Below are 20,800 nucleotides of genomic sequence, written 5' to 3'. Positions count from 1 at the left end.
TGTCCCGCCGCCGCTCTAGGCGCCGGGCTCGATCCGCGCGATCAGCCGGTGGGCGGTGACCTGCTCGCCGGGCGCGACCACGATCTCGGCCAGCCGGCCGGCGGCCGGGGCGGTATGGACATGTTCCATCTTCATCGCCTCCAGCGTCACGATCGGCTGGCCGGCGACCACCGTGTCGCCGGCCGCCACATGCACCGCAACGATCCGGCCGGTCATGGCGGCGAGCAGCCGGCCGTCGCCCGCCTCGGCGCCGGCCGCCGCGGCCGGGGCGCGGGTGAGGTCGCGGATGGTGACCGCATCGGCGCCGCTTTGCAGCGCGAGCATCGCGCCGTCGCGGGCATAGACGATCCGGCTGATCGTGCCATCGCGGTCGAGACCGAGACCGTTCGGTTCGACGGCCACGATCCGCAATGCGAATTCCTCGCCGCCGAACACCACGTGATGCCGGCCGTCGCGCGCCCTGAAGACACCGACTTCGGCCGTTTCGCCCTCGACCTCGATCAGCATCGGCACCGGCAGCGGCGGGCCGAGATGGCGGGCCGTGCCGCGATGGGCCGACGCGGTATCGGTCGCGTAGAGAACGAGCGCGGCGGCCACCGGCAGCGGCAGGCCGGGCTGTGGCCGGCGGGTCAGCTCACCGGCATGGCGGGCGACGAAGCCGGTCGTCGCTTCGCCTGCGGCGAAGACCGGATGGTCGAGCGTCCGTGCCAGGAAGCCCTGATTGGTCTTCAGGCCCAGCACGGCCGCCTGGGCGAGGCCGTGGCTCAGCTTGCGGCGGGCCTCCTCCCGGCTCGCGCCATGGGCGATCACCTTGGCGATCATCGAATCGTAGAAGGGCGGCACCTCGCTGCCGGCGCCGACGGCCGTTTCCACCCGCAGGGTCTCAGGCATGGCCCAATGGGCGATGCGCCCGGACTGCGGCATGAAATCGTCGGCCGGATCCTCGGCGCAGAGCCTGACCTCGATCGCATGGCCGGCAAAGCGGATCGCCTCCTGGTCGAGCGGCAGCCTTTCGCCCGCGGCGATCCTGAACTGCCATTCGACGAGGTCGAGCCCGGTGATCAGCTCGGTCACCGGATGCTCGACCTGCAGGCGCGTGTTCATTTCCATGAAGTAGAAGGCGCCCGTGCGGTCGAGCAGGAATTCGAGCGTGCCGGCGCCCTCATAGCCGAGCGCCCTCACGGCGTTGACCGCGGTTTCGCCCATGGCGGCGCGCAGCTCGGGCGACACGGCGGGCGAGGGCGCTTCCTCGACGAGCTTCTGGTGGCGGCGCTGCACCGAGCAGTCGCGCTCGCCGAGATGCACGGCGCCGCCGTGGCGGTCGCCGAACACCTGGATCTCGATATGGCGCGGATCGACGATGGCCCGTTCCAGGATCACCGTCGGATCGCCGAAGGCGTGGCTCGCCTCCGATTTCGCCTGGGCGAGCAGATCGGCCAGGCGCCCGGCCTCGGTGACGAGCCGCATGCCGCGGCCGCCGCCGCCGGCCACCGCCTTGATCATGACGGGATAGCCGATCCGTTCGGCCTCCGCCGCGAGGCGCGCGGGGCTCTGGTCCTCGCCCTGGTAGCCGGGCACGACGGGGACGCCGGCCTCCGCCATGATCGCCTTGGCCCCGGCCTTGTTGCCCATGGCCTCGATCGCCTCCGGCGAGGGGCCGATGAAGACGAGGCCGGCCTCGCGGCAGGCCCTGGCGAAGGCGGCATTCTCGGCAAGGAAGCCGTAGCCGGGATGTACGGCATCGGCGCCGGCCTCCCGCGCGGCGGCGATGATCCGGTCGATGGCGAGATAGGACTGGCTCGGCAGCGCCTCGCCGATGTGCACGGCGCGGTCGGCCATCTCGACATGCCGGGCGCCGGCATCGGCGGAGGAATAGACCGCCACCACGCCGTAGCCGGCGCGGCGCGCGGTACGCATGATGCGCAGCGCGATCTCGCCCCGGTTGGCGACGAGCACGGTGCGGAACGGTGTCGGTCCGGTGACCGTTCGGGCTGTTGCCATGGCTGCCTCGTCTCTGATCGCCGTTCTCATGGCCGCGCCACCGAGAACTGCATCGGCGCCGGCCGGCGTTCCTCCGCCTCGCGGCAGATGGCAAGCGTTTCCGCCAGCACGGCGCGGGTATCGCGCGGGTCGATGACGCCGTCGTCGAGCAGCTTGGCGCTGGTGGTGAAGACGTCCATCTGCCGCTCGAACAGATCGACGATGTCGCTCTTCAGCTTGCCGAGCTGGGCCTCGTCCACCGGCCTGCCGCGCCGCGCGGCCGCGGCCTTGGTGACGATCGCCATGGTTTCGGCTGCCTGCTCGCCGCCCATCACGGCGGTCCGGGCATTGGGCCAGGAGAAGCAGAAGCGCGGATGGAAGCCGCGGCCGCACATGCCGTAATTGCCGGCGCCGTAGGAGGCGCCGCAATAGAGCGTGATCTGCGGCACGGTCGCGCTGGTCACCGCCTGGATCATCTTGGAGCCGTGCTTGATCATGCCGGCCTCCTCATAGGCGCGGCCGACCATGTAGCCGGTCGTGTTGTTGAGATAGAGGATGGGCGTTCTCGACTGGCAGCAGGCCTGGATGAAATGGGTCGCCTTGTTGGCGCCGGCCGGATCGATCGGGGCGTTGTTGGTGATGATGCCGACCGAAAAGCCCTCGATCGCGGCATGGCCGCAGACGGTGCCGGGGCCGTAATTCTCGCCGAAGGCGACGAAGTCCGAATCGTCGACGATGCGGGCGATCACCTCGCGCATGTCGACCGGGCGCTTGCCGTCCATCGGCATGATGCCGATCAGCTCCTCGGCGTCGTAGCGCGGCGGCAGGAACGGCCGGCGCGCCGCCGGCCGCGCATCCTTGTTCCAGTCGAGGCCGGCCATGATGTCGCGCGCGAGGCGCAGCGCGTCGCGGTCATCCTCGGCGAGATAGTCGCCGAGGCCGGAAATGGCGGTGTGCATCTCCGCCCCGCCGAGCTCCTCCTCGCTCGCGATCTCGCCGGTCGCCGCCTTGAGCAGCGGCGGTCCGGCCAGGAAGGCGCGGGTGCGGCCGCGCACCATGACGATATAGTCCGAAAGGCCGGTCTGATAGGCCCCGCCCGCGGTCGAGGAACCGTGGGTGACGGTGACGACCGGCAGGCCCGCCGCCGACAGCCGGGCGAGGTTGCGGAAGATGTTGCCGCCGCGGACGAAATCCTCGACCCGGTAGCGCATCAGGTTGGCGCCGGCGCTTTCGACCAGCTGCAGGTAGGGCAGGCGGTTCTCCAGCGCCAGCTCCTGCACGCGCAGCTGCTTGTCGAGGCCCATCGGCTGCAGCGCGCCGGCATCGATGCCGGAATCGCTGGCGCTGATCATGCAGCGCACGCCGGCAACGAAGCCGATGCCGGCGATGACGCCGCCGCCCGGCACGCTCTTGTCGGGATCGGGCACGTCCATCATGTAGCCGGCAAGCGTCGCGAGCTCGAGGAACGGCGCGCCGGGATCGAGCAGCAGGGCGATCCGTTCGCGCGGCAGCAGCTGGCCGCGCTCGTGAAAGCGGGTCCGGGCCGCCGCCGAGGCGGTGCGGGTGCGCTCCTCGACGAGCCGGACCTTGTCGATCAGGGCCAGCATGCCGTCGCGATTGGCGCGAAAGCTTTCCGCGCCCGGCGACAGCATGGTTTCGATGACGGCCATAGGGTGGCCCCCTTGGACGAAAAGAGTTGCGGGAAGAAGCGAAGGGCTCGGCGCCAAGACTGGCGAGCGGCGGCCTCGCCCGTCTTGTGTCGAGTGGCTGTCCGGCCGGGTCTGGCGCGGCGCGGTGGCGCGGCCGCGCGCTAAGCCTTCGGGATCGGCAGCCCTTCGGGCAGCCCGGCCTTGGCTGCGGCTTCGGCCTGCGCCGTCATGGCGCGGACGAAGGCGGGCCGGGTCTTGAGCCTTGCCCAGTAGTCGCGGGTCTCCGGCACGAACTGGTCGGCAAGGTCGAGGATTTCGGCGAGCAGCAGGGCATAGCCGACCGAGATGTCGGCGCCGGTGAACCGGCCGGCGGCGAGCGTCTCCTGGCCCGCCACCACCCGGTCGACGGCACGCAGCCGGCCGAGGAACCAGCGGGCATAGTCCTCGGCGACCTGGGCGCTGCGCCGCTCCGGCGGCTCCAGGCGCGAATAGCGCAGCACCAGCGTCTGCGGGAAGGTCAGCGTCGCCTCGCCGAAATGCAGCCAGTTGAGATAGGCGCCGTAATCGGCCTCGTCCGGCCCGACCACGAGCGGGGTCGGCCCGTGCCTGACGCCGAGATAGTGGCAGATCGCGGCCGACTCGGTCATCCGCGTCCCGCCGTCGACCATGAGGGGAATGGTGCCGAGCGGGTTGAGCTCCAGATAGTCCTTGGCGAAGACCCGCGGCGGGAAGGGCAGCATCTTCAACGCATAGGGAAGCCCCATCTCCTCCAGCATCCACAAGGGGCGGAACGACCGCGCGCTGGCGCAATGGTAGAGCTGGATCATGGTCGGCCGGTCCGTCAGGTCTTGCTGGTTCCGGGCAGGATGCCCATCATCTTCGAGAGCACGCCGAGCATGACCTCGTCCGCGCCGCCGCCGATCGAGGTCAGGCGGCTGTCGCGATAGGCGCGGCTGACCGGGGTTTCGTTCATGAAGCCCATGCCGCCCCAATATTGCAGCAGCGCGTCGGTCAGCTCGCGGTTGAGCCGGCCGGCCTTGAGCTTGGCCATGGTGGCGAGCCGCGTGACATCCTCGCCCTTGAGGTAGAGCGCGCCGGCCCGGTAGACCAGGGAGCGCAGCAGCTCGACCTCGGTCGCCAGCTCCGCGATCCGGAAATGCACCACCTGGTTGTCCAGGATCGACTGGCCGAACGCCTTGCGCTGGCGGGTGTAGTCGATGGTCGCCTCGATCAGGAATTCGTTGGCCTTGAGGCTCGCCGCGGCGCCCCACAGGCGCTCTTCCTGGAACTGCAGCATCTGATAGGTGAAGCCCATGCCCTCCTCGCCGATGCGGTTGCGCTTGGGCACGCGGACATTGTCGAAGAAGATCTGGGCGGTGTCCGACGAATGCATGCCCATCTTGTCGAGCTTGCGGGCGATCTCGACGCCCTTCGTCTTCATCGGCACGCAGATCAGCGACTTGTTGCGGTGGACCGGGCCATCGCCGGTATTGGCGAGCAGGCAGATCCAGTCGGCCTGGGTGCCGTTGGTGATCCACATCTTGCCGCCGGAAATGACGTAGTCGTCGCCGTCGGAGCGGGCGCTGGTCCTGATCGAGGCGACGTCGGAGCCCGCGCCGGGTTCCGAGACGCCGAGGCAGGCGACGTAGTCGCCGCTGATCGAAGGCGCGAGGAACTCCCGCCGTACCGCGTCGGAGCCGAAGCGCGCGAGCGCCGGGGTCGCCATGTCGGTCTGCACGCCGATCGCCATCGGCACGCCGCCGCAGCGGATCATGCCGAGCTCTTCGGCCATCAGGAGCGAGAAGGAATAGTCGAGGCCCTGGCCGCCATATTCGACCGGCTTGTTGAGGCCGAGAAAGCCGAGATCGCCGAGCTTCTTGAACAGCGTGTGGGCCGGGAAGATGCCGGCCTTCTCCCATTCGTCGACATGAGGGTTGACCTCGGTGGCGATGAATTTCTGCAGGCTGCGCCGGACCTCTTCGTGTTCGGGCGTGTCGAGCATGGCCGGTTCCACAATCGTTAGGGCTGAGGATCGGCCAGAGCTTGCCGTTAACGTCAGCCTTCGGCTTGCGTTCAGTGGTCACGCGCGCCGATGCGCGCTCGGGCGCGGCTCCGGTCAGGCCGGCGGATGATGTTCGAGCGGGACGGCCGCGTTGCGGAAGATGTCGAGCTCGCGCGAGCCGGAGAAGATCGCGCGCGGCTTCAGGCCGTAGAAGCGGCGGATCGAATGGCTGAAATGGGTCGAATCGGGATAGCCGATATCGAGCGCCAGATGCGCCATGTTGATCGCCTCGTTGGCGAAGTTGAGCAGGTGCCGGGCGCGCTTCCAGGCCCTGAGCGCGCGGAACGACACGTCGGTTTCCGCCTTGAACAGGTGCAGGAAGCGCGACACGGACAGGTTCGCCGCCGCGGCGCAATGGCTTGCCGGCAGGACGTTGCCGGGCTGGGCGCGCATTTCGTCCAGCACCCGGGCAATGCGCGGGTCGAAGCGGCGCTGCGGCAGCGGCGCGCCGAAGATGACGGTGTCGAATTCGGCGGGCGTGATGTCGTGGCGCGCCGGCCGGTGGCGGAAGGCGCGGTAGGCGGTGCGGATGCGGCCGGCAAGTTCAGCTTCCGGCGTGGCGGCCGCCGTCGCCGCCAGCTGCGCGAGCGCGGCGCGCTCGATCGTTTCCGGCTCGATCAGCACGCAGGCGACCGAGAGGCGGTCGCTGCTCACGCTGTGCATGGTGTTCGGCATCACCACGGCGGCCTCGACCGTGCGGGTCGGCTCGCCTTCGACGGTCAGTTCGAGCATGCCGTCCATCGAGGCGTAGAGCATCAGGGCGCCGGAGGTGCGCTTGCGCGGCCGGCCGAGCAGCCCGGCATAGAAGACCCGGTCCGGACCGTAGAGCATGAATCGCTCCGAACAGGGCTTGCCGCCTTCCATGCGCCGTCCTCCCGATAGCCTGGCCTTGTTCTTCTTGGTGTTCGACCAAAGGACTATAAGCCTTCCGCAGGGGCCCGCCAGTCCGGCAAATGGCAGCGGCGCGGCCGGCATCGTGCCGCCGCGGCTTTCACATCGGTTTTCAGTGCTTTGCCAATTTTAGCGATTCGCGCACCAGAACGGCGCGCGGGGCCTTGATTTGCGGGCGGTTCGAATGATCTATGGCGCGACCGGCCGGCAGACGAGCCGGCTGATAGGGGATCCCAGGAGGAATGCCGATGAAACGCCGCCACTTCATTGCCGCGACCGGGGCCGGTCTGGCCGCGACCGCGGTTGCCGCCCCCGCGGTGGCCCAGTCCGCGCCCGAGATCAAGTGGCGGATGACGTCCAGCTTCCCGAAGTCGCTCGACACGATCTATGGCGGCGCCGAGAACGTGGCCAAGCAGGTCGCGGAAATGACCGACAACAAGTTCCAGATCCAGGTCTTCGCCGCCGGCGAGATCGTCCCGGGTCTGCAGGCGGCCGACGCGGTCACCAACGGTTCGGTCGAATCCTGCCACACCTGCTCGTATTATTATGTCGGCAAGGACCCGACCTTCGCCATCGGCACGTCGATTCCTTTCGGCCTCAACTCGCGCATGATGAACGCCTGGCTCGCCCAGGGCGGCGGCGACGCGCTGTTCAACGAGTTCTACAAGAAATACAATTTCCACGCGATCCAGGCCGGTTCCACCGGCGCCCAGATGGGCGGCTGGTTCCGCAAGGAGATCAAGACGCCGGCCGATCTCAACGGCCTGAAGATGCGCATTGCCGGCATTACCGGCCAGGTGCTGCAGAAGCTCGGCGTGGTGCCGCAGCAGCTCGCCGGCGGCGACATCTATCCCGCGCTCGAGCGCGGCACGATCGACGGCGCCGAGTGGGTCGGCCCCTATGACGACGAAAAGCTCGGCTTCAACAAGGTCGCGCCGTTCTACTACTATCCCGGCTGGTGGGAAGGCGGCCCGGCCGTCCACGTCTACATCAATCTGGAGAAGTGGAACTCGCTGCCGAAGGCCTATCAGGCCGCGCTGAACAATGCCTGCGCCAATGCCACCATCCTCATGCAGGGCAAGTACGACCTGCAGAACCCGCAGGCGCTGCGTCGCCTGGTGGCCGCCGGCACGCAGCTCCGTCCCTTCCCGCAGGAGGTGATGGAGGTCTGCTACAACGCCGCCAACGAGCTCTACGCCGAGATCAGCGCCAAGAATCCGGACTTCAAGAAGATCTACGACGCCATGGTCGCCACCCGGAACGACCAGTATCTGTGGTGGCAGGTGGCCGAGTTCACCTATGACGCCTTCATGATCCGTCAGCGCGCCCGCCGCTGACCAGAGGTCTCGCGGGCCGCCGCCGGCGCGGCGGCCCGCTTCCGTTTCCGTGGGCTCGCGTCGGTTTGCCGGCGACATGGCGTGTCGCCTGATCATTCATTAAGAATGGTCGGGGTGATTCTCGTGGGAGCGACGCGCCGATCGATGACGGGTGCCGGGCAGAGCCACATGCGGCCTTGGGCGCGGGGACCGCTTCTTCCCCGGTTCGGCCTCATATCCTGCCTGCCGATGCCGCTCGCCGGCTGCGATCGCCCGCCCGCCGCGCCGACCTTCGTCTTTTTCGGCTCGTATTTCCCCGCCTGGATCGTCTGCGCGATCCTCGGCGTGGTCGTCGCGGTGGCCGTGCGCAAACTGTTCATCGTCATCGGCCTCGACGAAGTGCTGCCCGTCCGCCTCATCGTCTATGCGAGCCTGGCGCTGATGGCGGCGGTCGGCCTCTGGTCGCTCTGGTTCGGCGGGAGCCCCGGCTGATGGCGCGCTCGCCCGCGTTTCGTTTCGCCGGCAAGGCCATCGGCTGGGCGATCATTGCCGGCGGCGTCGTCGCCGCCTATTGGGCGCTCGGCGACATGGACCGCCGGCCGCGCACCGACGCCGCCGAGATCGAGGCGCCGATCGTCAACGTGTCGTCCAACGTCCCCGGCCGGATCATCGCCTTCCGCGTCGAGAACAATGCGAGCGTCAAGCGCGGCGACATCCTGTTCGAGATCGATCCGGAACCCTACCGGCTGCGGCTCGACCAGGCGCGCGCCGAGGTGCGGGCGGCGGAGGCGGAAGTCGCCCAGGGCGGTCGCAACATCGCCTCCATGAAGACCAATGCCGAGATCGCCGAGGAGCAGATCCGGCGCGCGCGCGCCAACCTGCAGCTTGCCGAGCAGACCCTGGCGCGGCTGGAGCCGCTGCTGCCGCGCGGCTTCGTCTCGGCCCAGCAGGTCGACCAGGCGCGCACCGCGCGGCGCGACGCCGATGTCAGCCTGCAGCAGGCCCTGCAGCAGTCGAAGGCCGCGACCCAGATCATCGGCACGCTGGAAACGCGCCAGGCGCAGCTCGCGGTCGCCACCGCCGCGGCGGCGCTGGCCGAGCGCGACCTGCAGAACACGGTGGTCCGCGCTCCCTTCGACGGCAAGATCGTCGGCCTGACCCGCGCCGCCGGCGAATATGTCCTGACCGGCCAGAGCGTGTTCACCCTGATCGACACGACGCGTTGGGAGGCGGTGGCCAATTTCCGCGAATCCGATCTCGGCAATATCCGGATCGGCAGTGAGGCCGAGGTTTTCGTCATGGCCGACCGCAACCGGGTCATCCGCGGCGCGGTGCGCGCCATCGGCTGGGGCGTGCGTTCGGACGAGTCGATCAATCTTCTCGGCATTCCGGTCATCTCGCGCTCGCTCAACTGGGTCCGGGTCGCCAAGCGCTATCCCGTCTATATCCATCTGCACGATCCGCCCGAGGACCTCATGCGCATCGGCGCGTCCTCCGTGGTGGTGCTGAGCGCGGGTCAGGCGTCTCATGGCACAGAACCGGCCCGTCATTGACCTGCCGGTCCTGACCGTCCTTCGCGACGAGCTGAGGCCCTATCCCGGGCGGCTCGGCCTCGCCTTGCGCATGGCCATCATGTGCGTGGGCGTGGTGCTCGTCACCATGACCTTCCAGGTGCCGGAAGCGGCCATCTCGGGCTACCTGATCTTCTTTGCCGCCAAGGACGATGCCGGCACCTCGACCATGATGGGCATCGCGCTGATCGTCGGAGCCGCCGTCGGCATCGCGATCGGCATCGTCTTCATCATGGCCTCGGCCGACGACCCCATGATCCGCCTGATCCTCATGGCGGTCTTCACCTTCGTCGGCATGTTCTTCGCGCGCGCCAGCAAGCTGGGGCCGGTGGCGAGCACGGTCGGCTTCGTGCTCGCCTTCGTGATGACCCTGTTCGACCTGGTGCCGATCCCGGAACTGCTGATCCGGGCGCTGGTCTGGATGTGGATCGTCGTGCTGGTGCCGATGTGCCTGCTGATCCTGGTCAATCTCGTCGGCGGCCGCAGCCCAGGCGAGGCCTTGCGCGACGTCGTGGCGATGCGGCTCGAAGCCGTCGCCGCGCTGTTCCGCGACGGCGGCCCGCAGGCGCGCGAGCGGCTGATGGAACTGCTCGGCGAGGGCAACGGCGAGGCGCGCAAGCTGCAGAAGCTCGCGGGCCTGCTGACCAGCTTGCCGGTGCGCCAGGCGCGCCGGCTCGGCGAACTGCTCGGCCTCAGCTACCGGCTGATGGTACTGGCCGGCGCGGTAGCCGGGAGGGCGGGACCGGAGGCTGTCCTGCCGCCGGTGCTGACCCTGCTGGCCGACCCCTGCGCGGCGGCCGCCCGGGCCATCAGGTCCGGCCAAGAGCTGCCATCCGCGGAGCCGGCGGTTGTCGACCGGCCGTTCTTCGCCTTCCATGCCGGGCCGCAGCCGGCGGCGCTCGCCGACATGGCCGGGCTCGTCGCGGCAATCGGCCGGGCACTGGGGCCCGGCCACGAGCCGGTCGATCCGGGCGCCGGGCCGGCCGAGCCCTTCCTCCAGCCGGACGCCTTCACCAACCCGACCTATGTCCGGTTCGCGCTCAGGACCATGCTCGCCGTGGTCATCTGCTATCTGCTCTACACTTCGCTCGACTGGTTCAACGTGCACACGGCGCTCGTCACCTGCTTCTTCGTGGCGCTGTCGAGTCTTGGCGAGACCATCCACAAGCTGACGCTGCGCATCAGCGGGGCGCTGATCGGCGGCGCGCTCGGACTCGGCTCGATCATCTTCCTCATGCCGCATATGACGGACGTCGGAGAGTTCGCCCTGCTGGTCGGCGCGGTGAGCTTCGCCGCCGCCTGGATCGCGGTCGGCAGCGAACGCATTTCCTATATGGGCTGGCAGATCGCGCTGGCTTTCTTCCTGTGCACGCTCAATTCTTTCGGCCCGAGCTTCGAGCTAGCGACGGCCCGCGACCGCGTCATCGGCATCCTCATCGGCAATGTCGTGATGACCGTGGTCTTCTCCAATGTCTGGCCCGAAAGCATCGGGCCGGCGATCCGCAGCGCCGTTGGCACGGCGCTCGGCGCGCTGGCCGACCTCGTCCGCCCCGCCGGCGCGGCGCCGGATCCGGCCGCGCTCGCCGCCGAGCGTTTCCACACGACGCTCGCCAAGGCGCGGCGCGGCCGCCAGTACCTCGATTTCGAACCGAGCGGCGTGCGCATGGGCGGTGCCGCGCTGGCGGCGACCGATTCGGCCCTGGCCGGCATCGAGGCGCTGGCCGCGCCTTTTTTCGTGCTGGCCGAGCATCCGCCATCGCTCGCCTGGGCGGCCCACGCGCCAAAACCTGTGCAAGACGCCGCGGAAACCTACCAGAAGCAGGTGACAAACTGGCTGGCGGCCTATGCACTGGCTATCACAGAGGGACGTCCGGCTGCCGAATGGCCAGCCTGGTCGGGCTCGCTCGGGGCCGTCGAGGCCGCCTTCGCCAAGGCTGGGAGCCTGCCAGCGGAGGTGCAGGCCGAGCTTGGGCGGCGGCTCGCCCTCTATCGTGACCTAGACGGTCAATTGAGACGATTTGGAGCGACGGCGGAACGGGCGGATCTGGTTGCGGTGAGTGTCTGATGCGGTCGAGGCGGCGAGCAAGGCAGGCGGGGCAGGCAAGTTTTGCGTGGGGCTTGGCCTTGCTCCTGGGCGGCTGCGCCGCATCCTCCCTGGTTCTTGCCCCGGAAAGCCCGCAGACCCCGTGGCGGGGCGAGCAGGCCGATACGGCCGGCCAGGCTCAGGCCGGGCCCAGCCCGGCGGCCGAGGCGCGCGTCGTTCCGGCGGAACCGCGGGCCGTGCCCGTCAGCGCCCGCGGCCCGGATTTCGGCCTTGCCCCCAACCCGGCGCTGCCGGTCAATGTCGCCCGGCCTGAGATCGACCCGCGCCACACCTACAGCCTGCCCGAGCTCATCGACATCGCGCAGATGGCCAATCCGGCCACGCGGGCGGCCTGGGAACGGGCGCGCGAAGCGGCGCTTGCGGTCGGCGCGGCGCGCGCGACCTTCCTGCCGGTGCTGACCGCCGACGTCATCGCCGGCTACCAGCGCTCCACGCAGGCCGTGCCGGGCGTTTCGGTCGATTCGAGCACCCAGGCCGGCACCGACGTGCTGCAGGGCGGCGTCCAGTCTTCCATCATCGTGCCGGGCGGTACGGTCACCGTGCAGGGCCGCGAGTTCATCCCCTCGCTCACGGTGAAATGGCTGCTGTTCGATTTCGGCCGGCGCGAGGCGGTGGCCGAAAGCGCGCGGCAATTGTCGATCGCCGCCAATGTCACCTTCAACGGCACGCACCAGAAGCTGATCTTCGACGTCAGCAAGGCCTTCTTCGCCCTGACCGCCACGCGCGTGCAGGTCCGGGTCGGCCGCGAGGCGGTGCAGTCGACACGGCTCGTCCACGAAGCCGCCAAGGCGCGGCTCGCACGCGGCATCGGCACGGCCATCGAGGTGGCCCAGGCTCGCCAGCAGGTCGCCCAGGCCCAGCTTCAGCTGACCCAGGCCGAGGGCCAGGCGCGCGACACCTACCACGCCCTGCTGGAAGCCATGGGCGTGTCGCCGACCCTCGTCATCCAGGTCCAGGATATCAGCGCGCGGCCGCTGCCACGCACCTTCCCGGCCGACCTCAACCGGATGATCGAGGCATCGCTCCGCCGCCGGCCCGATGTCCAGGTCGCTTTCGCGCGGGTCGCGGCGAGCCGGCAGAACGTCGCCCGGGCACGCGCCGACTTCATGCCGCAGGTCGCCCTGCTCGGCTCGGCCAATCACAACTGGAGCAGCCTGTCGGTGCGCGACAGCCGCCTGCCGATTCCCGCCAACGTCAATGTCTCCTCGCCCAACATGTCGCTGCTGCTCGGGCTGAGCGTGCCGATCTATGACGGCGGCCTGCGCGATGCCCAGCTGCGCGCCGCCGAGGCGCGGGTCGCGGCCACGGAACAGGACCTGCGGCTGGTCGAGAATGCCGCGGCCCGCCAGATCGTGCTCGCCTACGAGGTCCTGCGCACCAGCCTCGCCGCCCATGCCGCGGCGAGCGAGCTCACCGCTGCGGCACAGACCACCAGCGCCGCGACGCTCGACTACTACAAGCAGGGGCTCGGCACGATCACGGAAGCGACGATCGCCCAGAACGGGCTGATGCAGGCGCGCCTCGCCAAGGCCAAGGCGCATAGCGACGCGCTGATCGCGGCGGCGACCATCGCCTTTGCCACGGGAACGCTGACCAACCGGCTGTCGCCCTCGCGCCTGTAGGCGGAAGGCTCTGGCGCACCGGATCCGACGATGAGGGGAAGGGTGGTACAGCCGGCTGGCTTCGAACCAGCTACCTCCAGAGCCACAATCTGGCGCTCTACCGATTGAGCTACGGCTGCACAGTGTCGGGCGGCGGGTCGCCGGCTCGACGCGGACCCTAGTAGTCCGAAGGGCCGGCCATTGCAAGAGAGCCCGGCGGGGTGAAAACGAAAGGCAGCCGGTTTTTCCGCATTGCCGGCGGAAAGGCGTCAAGAAAAAAGGCCCAGGCGGATCGCCCGGGCCTTGGAGGTCAGGCCGCGTGCTGCAAGGAACGCGGCCTCTGGGAGGAACGGGGGCGCCGGCTTCAGGCGCCCGCAATCACCTGTCCGGGACGAGCCCGGGAAATTACTTCGCGGCGGCGGTCTTGAAGGCCTTCTCGACCTTCTCCTTGACCGGCTCGACGGTGTCGGTCGCCACCTTCTGGGCAATGGCGGAGAGTTCCTTGGCCTGGGCCTGGAACGTCTCGAACTGCTTGCGCAGATAGGCCGACTGCAGCTCGACGACTTCGGCGAGCGTCTTCACCCCCATCAGATCGCGCGCATGGTCGAAGCCGGCGTTGAGATTGGCGCGGGCAGCTTCCAGGGCCTTCAGGTTGAAGTCCTTCACGCCGGTCGAAGCGGTGGCGTAGGTGTCTTCGAGCAGGTCGGTGGTCTCTTCGGCGGCGGCCTTCAGCTTGGCATAGCCGTCCTTGAGCTGGACGACGACCTTGTCGGCGGTCTCACGCAGCGCGGCGGGCACCTCGACCTTCGACAGGTCGAAGGCGCTGGCATCGAATTTCGGCATTTCGAACGCCGGGAACGACGAGGTCGCAGCGGCGGTTTCGGATTTGGCGGTCTTGGCAGCCTGGCTCATGTCGCATTTCCTCTCGGGGAATCGAACATCGAGGCTCCGGCAAGCGCTCCCCCTGAAGCTGCGGCTTGTCCGGGCGAACCGGCCCCAGGTCTCGTGGGGCCGATGTTGCCCTTCCTTGTAGCGAGATTTATTGTGCGGCGCAATAATTATTGCATTGCACAAAAGAGCAGACGGCCGCAATTGTGCCGGCAAAGCCTTGCGCCCGTGCAATTGCGCGCAGTTGCCCCAACGTCAGCGGGCGGATTTCCGCTGCGTCGCAAAATGGCAAATAGGGAATAGGGAATAGCGAATAGGGCAGGAGCGGGCAGCCCAGAGGTCGGGGCTTTCGCGCGTCGCGTCGCGCATCACCCACTCGCTATTTGCTGTTCGCCCCGATCACGCCTTACCGCCGCGGGACGTCTTCGGCCCGCCGGCCAGCGTCGCGCCGAGCTCCTGGGCCTGGGCGTTCATGGCGGCCATCTGCTTTTCCAGGAATTCGGCCTGGATGCGCATCACCTCGACCATGTCGGTCGCCCGCACCAGGCGCTGGGCAAAGGCGAAGCTCGCGGCGACATTGGCCTCGGCGAATTCGATCGCCTTGCGACCGATCCCGCGGGCGCCGGACTGGACGGTCTCGCCCGATCCTTCCATGGCGGCGACGGTCCGCTGGGCGGCGCCGACGAAACCGTCGAAGGCCTTGCGGGCCTGTTCGACGCTCTTGTCGGCAAATTCGCGCATTTCCAGCGGAATTTCGTAGGAAACTGGTGCCTTGGCGACCATGTGACCCTCCGACTCAGCCTGCGATCAGACGCTCCCGCGGGAATCATTGCTGAAATTGCCGCCGAGCGGAAGCAAAACCGTCGCCATGGCTGCGATCGGCGCGGATTGCGTGCCGCCGGCCCGCGCCTACATTAACCCTAATGAACGGTTGAGGCTCTGGATCGGCGGGCTGGCGTGGACGGAAGGCGCCGCTTCCGACACTATCGGATAAGATTTCGTTCATCATGTCGGCCTTGTGCGCGCAAGCTCGTCCAAGGCCGCTTTTGAGGGACCACCCGGATGACATCCCTGTCGCCCGACGTGTCGACGGTGCTCGCCGACCCGGCGCTTGCAGCCCTCGTGGCCGAGTCCGGCCCGTGGTGGCTGTGGTCGGCCGATGGCGCGCGCCTGATCGCCACCAATGCGACGGGCGCCCGCGCAGCCGGGGTTCCGGGCATTGCGGCCGCCACCGAGCGCAGCTACGCGCCGAACCATCCGCTGGCCGGACAGGTCGCGCGCATGGCGCCGCATTTGCCGGCCGACGGCGCGCCGCGGCTGGAGCGCCTGCGTCTCTATGGCCGTTTCGGCACCGAGAACGCGCTGGCCCAGGCCCGCCGGCTGATGATCGGCGACGCGCCGCTGGTCGTCCTGACCCTGGCGCCGGCCAAGGGGCCCTCGCGCGCGGCTGCGCTGGCTTTCGTCCGCGAGCTCACCAGCCCCGCCGCGCTGTTCGACGCAGCCGGCGCGCCGCTCGGCGTCAGCGCCGGCGGCGCGCCTTTCGCCGACGTCGATCTCGCTGGCCTGATCGGAGCGGAAGCGCCGCGCGTCGCGGCCGAGCTCGACAGCCGGGGCCTGGCCCAGGTCGAGCTCGTCACCGGCCGGCTGCGCGTCGCGCGCCTGCCGGGCGCCGACGTCCAGGTCGCCGTGCTCTCGGCCCGTGAACGGGTCGAGCCCGAACCGGGTCTGCGGCTCGTCCCGCCGCCAGCGGCGGAAACGCCCCGTCCCGCCCCGGCGTCCCTGGCCCCCGAGATCGTTCCCCAGTCGGCCCTGGCCGTTCCCCGGTCCGAAGCGCAGCCCGCGGCCCCCACGGTGGATGGTCGTGCCGCCGGCGGGCCGGCCAACGCCGATGCCGCGCTCGCCGCGCCGCCGCGCTTCTCCTGGCGCATCGATGCCGACGGCCGTTTTGCCGCGGTCGAGCCGGCCGAGGTCGCCGCGCCGTCGGGCCTGATGGTCACCGAGGCGCTCGCCCGGTTCGGTCTCGACCCCGACGGCGGGTTCGCCGCGGCGATCGCCGCCGCCCGGCCGTTCAGCGGCGTCGCCGCGGCCTGGCCGCTCGGCACGACGCGCCGCCTGTCGGTGACGCTTGCCGCCTTTCCGCACGTGGCGGAGGGCGCCGTGCGCGGCTTTGCCGGCTTCGGCCTGGTCACCGGCGAGCTGGCGCCGGTGATCGCGGTTGCGGCCGCCCCCGACAGCTCCGTCGCCGGCGACAGCTCGTTAACCGCATCGGCGGTTGAAGCTGTCGCGGCTGCCCCCGAGGCTGCTACCCAACCGGCCCTCGAAACCGCCCCGAGTGCAGCGCAGCCCGCCGATGTCGCCATTCCCCCGGACGCCGAACCCGACGAAGCCGGTTCCGCCGCGCCTGACGCGGACGAGCCGCATGCGGCCATCGGCGAGCCCGAAGCCGGGTCGATGCCGGCCGAGCAGCCCGGAGAGTCCCGGCCCGCGCCTGCGAAGCCGCCCGGCGAGGACCAGCGGCCGGTGCTCACCGTCCACACCAACCCGCCCAATGTCGTGGCCCTGCGCAGCGCGACCGGCCAGGACATGAAGCGCCCTGCCAGCCTCTCGCCGGGCGAGCGCAACGCCTTCCGCGAAATTGCCAAGGCACTTGGCGCCGAGCCCGATGCCGACGAGGAAGTTCCCTCCAAGGCTCCGGCCAGCGCGGAGCGGAACGCGCCGGCGGCCCGCCTGGTCACGCCGGATGCGCCGGCCGGCGCCGCGTCGCAGCCAAGCCCTCTGGCCGAGACCATGGCGCGCATCACCGCGCGGATCGTCGCCCGGCCGACCGATGCGGATGGCGCGGCGGCGGATCCGGCTGCCGGGCCGCACGATGCCGCCACCGCGCCGGTCGGCGACGATTTGTCCGAACCGCCAGCGGCCGAGACGGCTGCGACGGCCGGCAGCACGGCCGGCCCGGACGAAGAACCCGGCCCGTCTGCCGCCGCGGATGACGCCGCCACCCTGGCGGACGAGGCCCGGCCTCAGGCCGAGACCGAGGTCGCGCCGGCCGCGGCGCGGGCCGAGCTGGTGACCCCGGCCATCATTGATGCGCCGCCGATCGTGCCGCCGCGCAGCTTCGTCGACGCCGGGACCCCTTTCGGGCCGCTGCCGAGCGCCTTCGGGCCGGCTGCCGCACCGGTGCCGCCGGCCGCCCCGTCGATGCCGTCATCCGCGCCGGCCGAACCTGCCAACGCCGAAGCCGCAGCGCCGGAGCCGCCCATGGCTCCCATGCCGCCGCTCGCCGCCGATGCCGATACCCGGGCGCTGCTCGACCGGGTGCCGCTGGGCCTGCTCGTTCATCGCGGCAATTCGGTGCTGATGGCCAATCGCACCCTGCTCGACTGGACCGGCTATGCCAGCGAAGCGGCGCTCGAGGCCGCCGGTGGCGTGGCGCGGGTCTTCGCCGCCAATCCGGGCGAGGAGCAGATCGGCGCCGGCGCGCCGCTCTCCATCACCGCGGCCGACGGCTCGGTGGTGCCGGTCGAGGCCCGCCTGTCGAAATTCCCCTGGGCCGGCGACAAGGCCTTCCTGTTCACGCTGACCCGCATCGATCCGGCCGGCCTGGCCGACGGCGAGGCCGAGACCGCGACTCTCACCGAGCTGCGCGGCCGGCTCGAGGAGGTGGAGCAGATCCTCGACACCGCCACCGACGGCATCGTCATCGTCGCGCCTGACGGCGCGATCGAGAGCATGAACCGGTCCGCCGAGGCGCTTTTCGGCTACGAATCGGCGGAGATGAAGGGCCGCAGCTTCACCAGCCTGTTCGCGCCCGAGAGCCATCGCTCGGCGATCGACTATTGCGACGGGCTGCTCGCCAACGGCGTCGCGAGCGTGCTCAATGACGGCCGCCAGATCATCGGGCGGGTCAAGCAGGGCGGGCTCATCCCGCTCTACATGACCATGGGCCGGACCGGCCCGAAGGCGCGGCCGAAGCTCGCCGCCGTCTTCCGCGACATGACCCAGTGGAAGAAGGCCGAGGAGGATCTCGTCGCCGCCCGCCGCCAGGCGGAGCAGGCCTCGTCCCAGAAGTCCGATTTCCTCGCCAAGATCAGTCACGAGATCCGCACGCCGCTCAACGCCATCATCGGCTTTTCCGAGGTGATGATGGAGGAACGGTTCGGCCCGATCGGCAACGAGCGCTACCGCGACTATCTGAAGGACATCCACGCCTCCGGCGGCCACGTGCTGTCGCTGATCAACGACCTCCTGGATCTCTCCAAGATCGAGGCCGGAAAGCTCGAACTGTCGTTCACCAGCGTCGATCTCAATGACGTCGTCCAGTCGACCGTGGCGATCATGCAGCCGCAGGCCAACCGCGACCGGGTGATCATCCGCTCGTCGCTGCAGGGCAAGCTGCCGAATGTCGTGGCCGATGTCCGCTCGCTGCGCCAGATCGCGCTGAACCTCCTGTCCAATTCGGTCAAGTTCACGCCCGCGGGCGGCCAGATCATCGTCTCCACCGCGCTGTCCGAAGCCGGAGAGGCCGTGCTGCGGGTGCGCGACACCGGCGTGGGCATGACCGATGCCGAGCTGCAGGCGGCGATGGAACCGTTCCGCCAGGTCGCGACCACCAACCCGCAGAGCGTCAAGGGCACCGGCCTCGGCCTGCCGCTGACGAAGGCGCTGGTCGAGGCCAACCGGGCGAGCTTCGGCATCTCCTCGGCGCCCAACCAGGGCACCCTGGTGGAGGTGGTGTTTCCGGCGACCCGCGTGCTCGCCGAATAGGGCTTCCGCCGGCGAACGACGCGGAACCTTGAAACGGCGCGCTCGCCATGCGAGGAAGCGCGCCTTGCAAGGCACGCTCGACGCGCGCCGACCGTCAAGGGAATCCTCAGTCCATGGCGACTTTCAAACCGCTCGTATTCTCGGGCATGCAGCCTTCCGGCGACCTGCACCTCGGCAATTATCTGGGCGCGCTGGTCAACTGGGTGCGCATGCAGGAGACGCACGACTGCATCTACTGCGTCGTCGACATGCACGCGATCACGGTCTGGCAGGAGCCGGCGGCGCTGCAGAAGGCGATCCGCGAGGTGACGGCGGTCTATATCGCCGCCGGCGTCGACCCGCGGCGCTCGGTCATCTTCAACCAGAGCCAGGTTCACGAGCACGCCGAGCTCGCCTGGGTGTTCAACTGCGTCGCCCGCATGGGCTGGATGAGCCGCATGACGCAGTTCAAGGAAAAGGCCGGCAAGGATCGCGAGAACGCCTCCCTCGGCCTGTTCGCCTATCCGAGCCTGATGGCCGCCGACATCCTCGTCTACCGCGCGACCCACGTTCCCGTCGGCGAGGACCAGAAGCAGCATCTCGAACTGACCCGCGATATCGCCATCAAGTTCAACCACGACTACGGCGAGCGCATCGCGGCGCTCGGCCATGGCGATGCCTTCTTCCCGGTGACCGAGCCGGTCATCATGGGCCCGGCGACCCGCGTCATGAGCCTGCGCGACGGCACCAAGAAGATGTCGAAGTCCGACCCGTCGGATTATGCGCGCATCAACCTCACCGACGATGCCGACACGATCGCCCAGAAGATCCGCAAGGCGCGCACCGATTCGGAGGCCTTGCCGTCGGAGGAGAAGGGCCTGGAGGGCCGCGCCGAGGCCGACAATCTCGTCGGCATCTTCGCCGCGCTCTCCGGCCGCACCAAGGCGGACGTGCTCGCCGAATTCGGCGGTGGCCAGTTCTCGGGCTTCAAGTCGGCGCTGGCCGACGTCGCGGTCGCCAAGCTCGCGCCGATCACCGGCGAGGTGAAGCGGCTGGTCGCCGACCCGGCCGAGATCGACCGGATCCTGAAGGGCGGCGCGGACCGCGCCCGCGCGATCGCCGCCCCGGTCATGGCGGCGGTGAAGGACATTGTCGGTTTCGTCCGGTCCTGAACCGGCCGGCGGCTCCTCGGGCTGATCGACCCTGAACGGCAGCCCGCCTCGGGCCGGCTGCCGTTTGGCGTCCGGAAAACGCGTCGGGACGGGAGGCTGGCGCCTTTGCCGTCTCCACGAAGCGGCGAACGATTCTAGGGTTTCGCGCCGATCATGATGTGGATCGCGCCGCCGCCCTCGTGGTGATCCGGAATCACCTTGAAGAAGGCGGTCAGTCCCTCGTTCCGCAGGGCCCGCAGCAGCGCGGCGCCCGGCCGGCCGTCGGCTCCCCATTCCGCCATCCGGGCCTGCGTGACGTGAACCTCCACGCCCCGGAGCACGGCGAGGCCCGCCGTCGGCTTGCCGGGCGGGACATAGCCATGGCCATGCGCCACCGCCTGCCTTTTCCATCCGGCGGCTTCGAGCGCCGTTCCAATCGTCTCCATCAGGCCGACGGCTTCGGGGTCGAGCTCGACCGAAAAGTCGAAAGGCGTGCCGTGATGCGGCTTCAGCGCCTGGGTCAGCCGCTCCTGGGACGCGGCGCTGAGGGTTCGCGGACTGTCGGCCCACCATTCGAGGCCGCAGCCGAGCAGAACCAGGACGGCAAATGTGATGCCCAGTCCCTTCTCCCAGGATCCCTTGGTGATCTTGAGGATGAGAAGGGCGACTTCTCCGCTCAATCCGATCAGCAGGAGGATTTCTCCGAGCTGCCTCATTCCGCTGAAGAGGATCATCGAAAAGGCTGGCGTATTGAACATCGCATTCTCCAGGTGTCCGGCGGGCAGCGCCCGGCCGGCGAGCGGGCCTCGGTCAACGACTGCCGGCCTCCGATCCGGCCGACACC

Annotated in this window: 15 protein-coding genes and 1 tRNA gene; 7 read left to right on the top strand and 9 right to left on the bottom strand. The window is 69.4% G+C overall.

The window, feature by feature from the left end; all coding sequences use genetic code 11:
* Nucleotides 1-15: 15 nt before the first annotated feature.
* The 5 genes from OZ671_RS24330 to OZ671_RS24310 form a co-directional block, all read right to left on the bottom strand.
* Nucleotides 16-2,001 carry an acetyl-CoA carboxylase biotin carboxylase subunit gene (locus OZ671_RS24330; RefSeq protein WP_268863118.1) on the bottom strand — a complete coding sequence of 662 codons (1,986 nt, stop codon included), beginning with the start codon at nucleotides 1,999-2,001 and terminating at the stop codon, nucleotides 16-18.
* A gap of 26 nt (nucleotides 2,002-2,027) precedes the next feature.
* The gene (locus OZ671_RS24325; protein WP_268863117.1) at nucleotides 2,028-3,650 is read right to left on the bottom strand and encodes an acyl-CoA carboxylase subunit beta; all 1,623 of its coding nucleotides are present in this window, start codon (nucleotides 3,648-3,650) and stop codon (nucleotides 2,028-2,030) included.
* 140 nt (nucleotides 3,651-3,790) lie between these two features.
* The gene (locus tag OZ671_RS24320; protein WP_268863116.1) at nucleotides 3,791-4,456 is read right to left on the bottom strand and encodes a glutathione S-transferase family protein; all 666 of its coding nucleotides are present in this window, start codon (nucleotides 4,454-4,456) and stop codon (nucleotides 3,791-3,793) included.
* Nucleotides 4,457-4,470: 14 nt separating this feature from the next.
* Complete coding sequence (locus tag OZ671_RS24315) at nucleotides 4,471-5,631, bottom strand: acyl-CoA dehydrogenase family protein (protein WP_268863115.1); 1,161 nt, start codon at nucleotides 5,629-5,631, stop codon at nucleotides 4,471-4,473.
* A 114-nt stretch (nucleotides 5,632-5,745) separates the two neighbouring features.
* Nucleotides 5,746-6,522 (bottom strand): helix-turn-helix domain-containing protein, encoded by a 777-nt coding sequence (locus OZ671_RS24310; protein ID WP_268863114.1) that lies wholly within the window; start codon nucleotides 6,520-6,522, stop codon nucleotides 5,746-5,748.
* A gap of 308 nt (nucleotides 6,523-6,830) precedes the next feature.
* On the opposite strand from OZ671_RS24310, the gene OZ671_RS24305 reads away from it, so the two are divergent.
* The 5 genes from OZ671_RS24305 (at nucleotide 6,831) to OZ671_RS24285 (ending at nucleotide 13,195) form a co-directional block, all read left to right on the top strand.
* Nucleotides 6,831-7,919 carry a TRAP transporter substrate-binding protein gene (locus OZ671_RS24305; protein ID WP_038302162.1) on the top strand — a complete coding sequence of 363 codons (1,089 nt, stop codon included), beginning with the start codon at nucleotides 6,831-6,833 and terminating at the stop codon, nucleotides 7,917-7,919.
* A gap of 168 nt (nucleotides 7,920-8,087) precedes the next feature.
* On the top strand, nucleotides 8,088-8,390 hold the full coding sequence (locus tag OZ671_RS24300; protein ID WP_268863113.1) for a YtcA family lipoprotein: 303 nt from the start codon (nucleotides 8,088-8,090) through the stop codon (nucleotides 8,388-8,390).
* A complete protein-coding gene (mdtN, locus tag OZ671_RS24295; protein ID WP_268863112.1) occupies nucleotides 8,390-9,451 on the top strand; it encodes a multidrug transporter subunit MdtN in 1,062 nt (353 codons plus the stop codon). Before OZ671_RS24300 ends, mdtN begins: the two co-directional genes overlap by 1 nt.
* Nucleotides 9,426-11,534 carry an FUSC family protein gene (locus OZ671_RS24290; protein ID WP_268863111.1) on the top strand — a complete coding sequence of 703 codons (2,109 nt, stop codon included), beginning with the start codon at nucleotides 9,426-9,428 and terminating at the stop codon, nucleotides 11,532-11,534. The genes mdtN and OZ671_RS24290 overlap by 26 nt, the downstream gene beginning before the upstream one ends.
* 215 nt (nucleotides 11,535-11,749) lie before the next feature.
* Nucleotides 11,750-13,195: a TolC family protein gene (locus tag OZ671_RS24285; RefSeq protein ID WP_268863110.1), complete on the top strand. Its 1,446-nt coding sequence runs from the start codon at nucleotides 11,750-11,752 to the stop codon at nucleotides 13,193-13,195.
* A 43-nt stretch (nucleotides 13,196-13,238) separates the two neighbouring features.
* On the opposite strand, the gene OZ671_RS24280 is transcribed toward OZ671_RS24285, so the two are convergent.
* The 3 genes from OZ671_RS24280 to OZ671_RS24270 form a co-directional block, all read right to left on the bottom strand.
* Nucleotides 13,239-13,314, bottom strand: a tRNA-His gene (locus OZ671_RS24280).
* 265 nt (nucleotides 13,315-13,579) lie between these two features.
* Entirely contained in the window at nucleotides 13,580-14,086 is a 507-nt protein-coding gene (locus OZ671_RS24275) for a phasin (RefSeq protein ID WP_038302157.1), read from the bottom strand.
* A gap of 375 nt (nucleotides 14,087-14,461) precedes the next feature.
* The gene (locus OZ671_RS24270) at nucleotides 14,462-14,845 is read right to left on the bottom strand and encodes a phasin (protein ID WP_268863109.1); all 384 of its coding nucleotides are present in this window, start codon (nucleotides 14,843-14,845) and stop codon (nucleotides 14,462-14,464) included.
* A 279-nt stretch (nucleotides 14,846-15,124) separates the two neighbouring features.
* On the opposite strand from OZ671_RS24270, the gene OZ671_RS24265 reads away from it, so the two are divergent.
* Entirely contained in the window at nucleotides 15,125-18,826 is a 3,702-nt protein-coding gene (locus OZ671_RS24265; RefSeq protein WP_268863108.1) for a histidine kinase dimerization/phospho-acceptor domain-containing protein, read from the top strand.
* 113 nt (nucleotides 18,827-18,939) lie between these two features.
* Nucleotides 18,940-19,977: a tryptophan--tRNA ligase gene (gene trpS, locus OZ671_RS24260; protein WP_268863107.1), complete on the top strand. Its 1,038-nt coding sequence runs from the start codon at nucleotides 18,940-18,942 to the stop codon at nucleotides 19,975-19,977.
* Between the two features lie 134 nt (nucleotides 19,978-20,111).
* On the opposite strand, the gene OZ671_RS24255 is transcribed toward trpS, so the two are convergent.
* Nucleotides 20,112-20,714: a hypothetical protein gene (locus OZ671_RS24255; RefSeq protein ID WP_268863106.1), complete on the bottom strand. Its 603-nt coding sequence runs from the start codon at nucleotides 20,712-20,714 to the stop codon at nucleotides 20,112-20,114.
* Nucleotides 20,715-20,800 lie beyond the last annotated feature (86 nt).

The organism is Phreatobacter sp. AB_2022a (assembly GCF_026847585.1).
Classification (GTDB): Bacteria; Pseudomonadota; Alphaproteobacteria; order Rhizobiales; family Phreatobacteraceae; genus Phreatobacter.
Note: the sequence above shows the minus strand (reverse complement) of the source record. Positions and strands in the feature narration are given on the sequence as shown.

Coding starts and splice junctions, on each gene's coding strand:
- OZ671_RS24275 (WP_038302157.1), bottom strand. CDS start 14,086: ATGAGCCAGGCTGCCAAGACCGCCAAATCCGAAACCGCCGCTGCGACC.
- trpS (WP_268863107.1), top strand. CDS start 18,940: ATGGCGACTTTCAAACCGCTCGTATTCTCGGGCATGCAGCCTTCCGGC.
- OZ671_RS24325 (WP_268863117.1), bottom strand. CDS start 3,650: ATGGCCGTCATCGAAACCATGCTGTCGCCGGGCGCGGAAAGCTTTCGC.
- OZ671_RS24290 (WP_268863111.1), top strand. CDS start 9,426: ATGGCACAGAACCGGCCCGTCATTGACCTGCCGGTCCTGACCGTCCTT.
- OZ671_RS24305 (WP_038302162.1), top strand. CDS start 6,831: ATGAAACGCCGCCACTTCATTGCCGCGACCGGGGCCGGTCTGGCCGCG.
- OZ671_RS24330 (WP_268863118.1), bottom strand. CDS start 2,001: ATGGCAACAGCCCGAACGGTCACCGGACCGACACCGTTCCGCACCGTG.
- OZ671_RS24320 (WP_268863116.1), bottom strand. CDS start 4,456: ATGATCCAGCTCTACCATTGCGCCAGCGCGCGGTCGTTCCGCCCCTTG.
- mdtN (WP_268863112.1), top strand. CDS start 8,390: ATGGCGCGCTCGCCCGCGTTTCGTTTCGCCGGCAAGGCCATCGGCTGG.
- OZ671_RS24300 (WP_268863113.1), top strand. CDS start 8,088: ATGCGGCCTTGGGCGCGGGGACCGCTTCTTCCCCGGTTCGGCCTCATA.
- OZ671_RS24315 (WP_268863115.1), bottom strand. CDS start 5,631: ATGCTCGACACGCCCGAACACGAAGAGGTCCGGCGCAGCCTGCAGAAA.
- OZ671_RS24270 (WP_268863109.1), bottom strand. CDS start 14,845: ATGGTCGCCAAGGCACCAGTTTCCTACGAAATTCCGCTGGAAATGCGC.
- OZ671_RS24265 (WP_268863108.1), top strand. CDS start 15,125: ATGACATCCCTGTCGCCCGACGTGTCGACGGTGCTCGCCGACCCGGCG.
- OZ671_RS24310 (WP_268863114.1), bottom strand. CDS start 6,522: ATGCTCTACGGTCCGGACCGGGTCTTCTATGCCGGGCTGCTCGGCCGG.
- OZ671_RS24255 (WP_268863106.1), bottom strand. CDS start 20,714: ATGTTCAATACGCCAGCCTTTTCGATGATCCTCTTCAGCGGAATGAGG.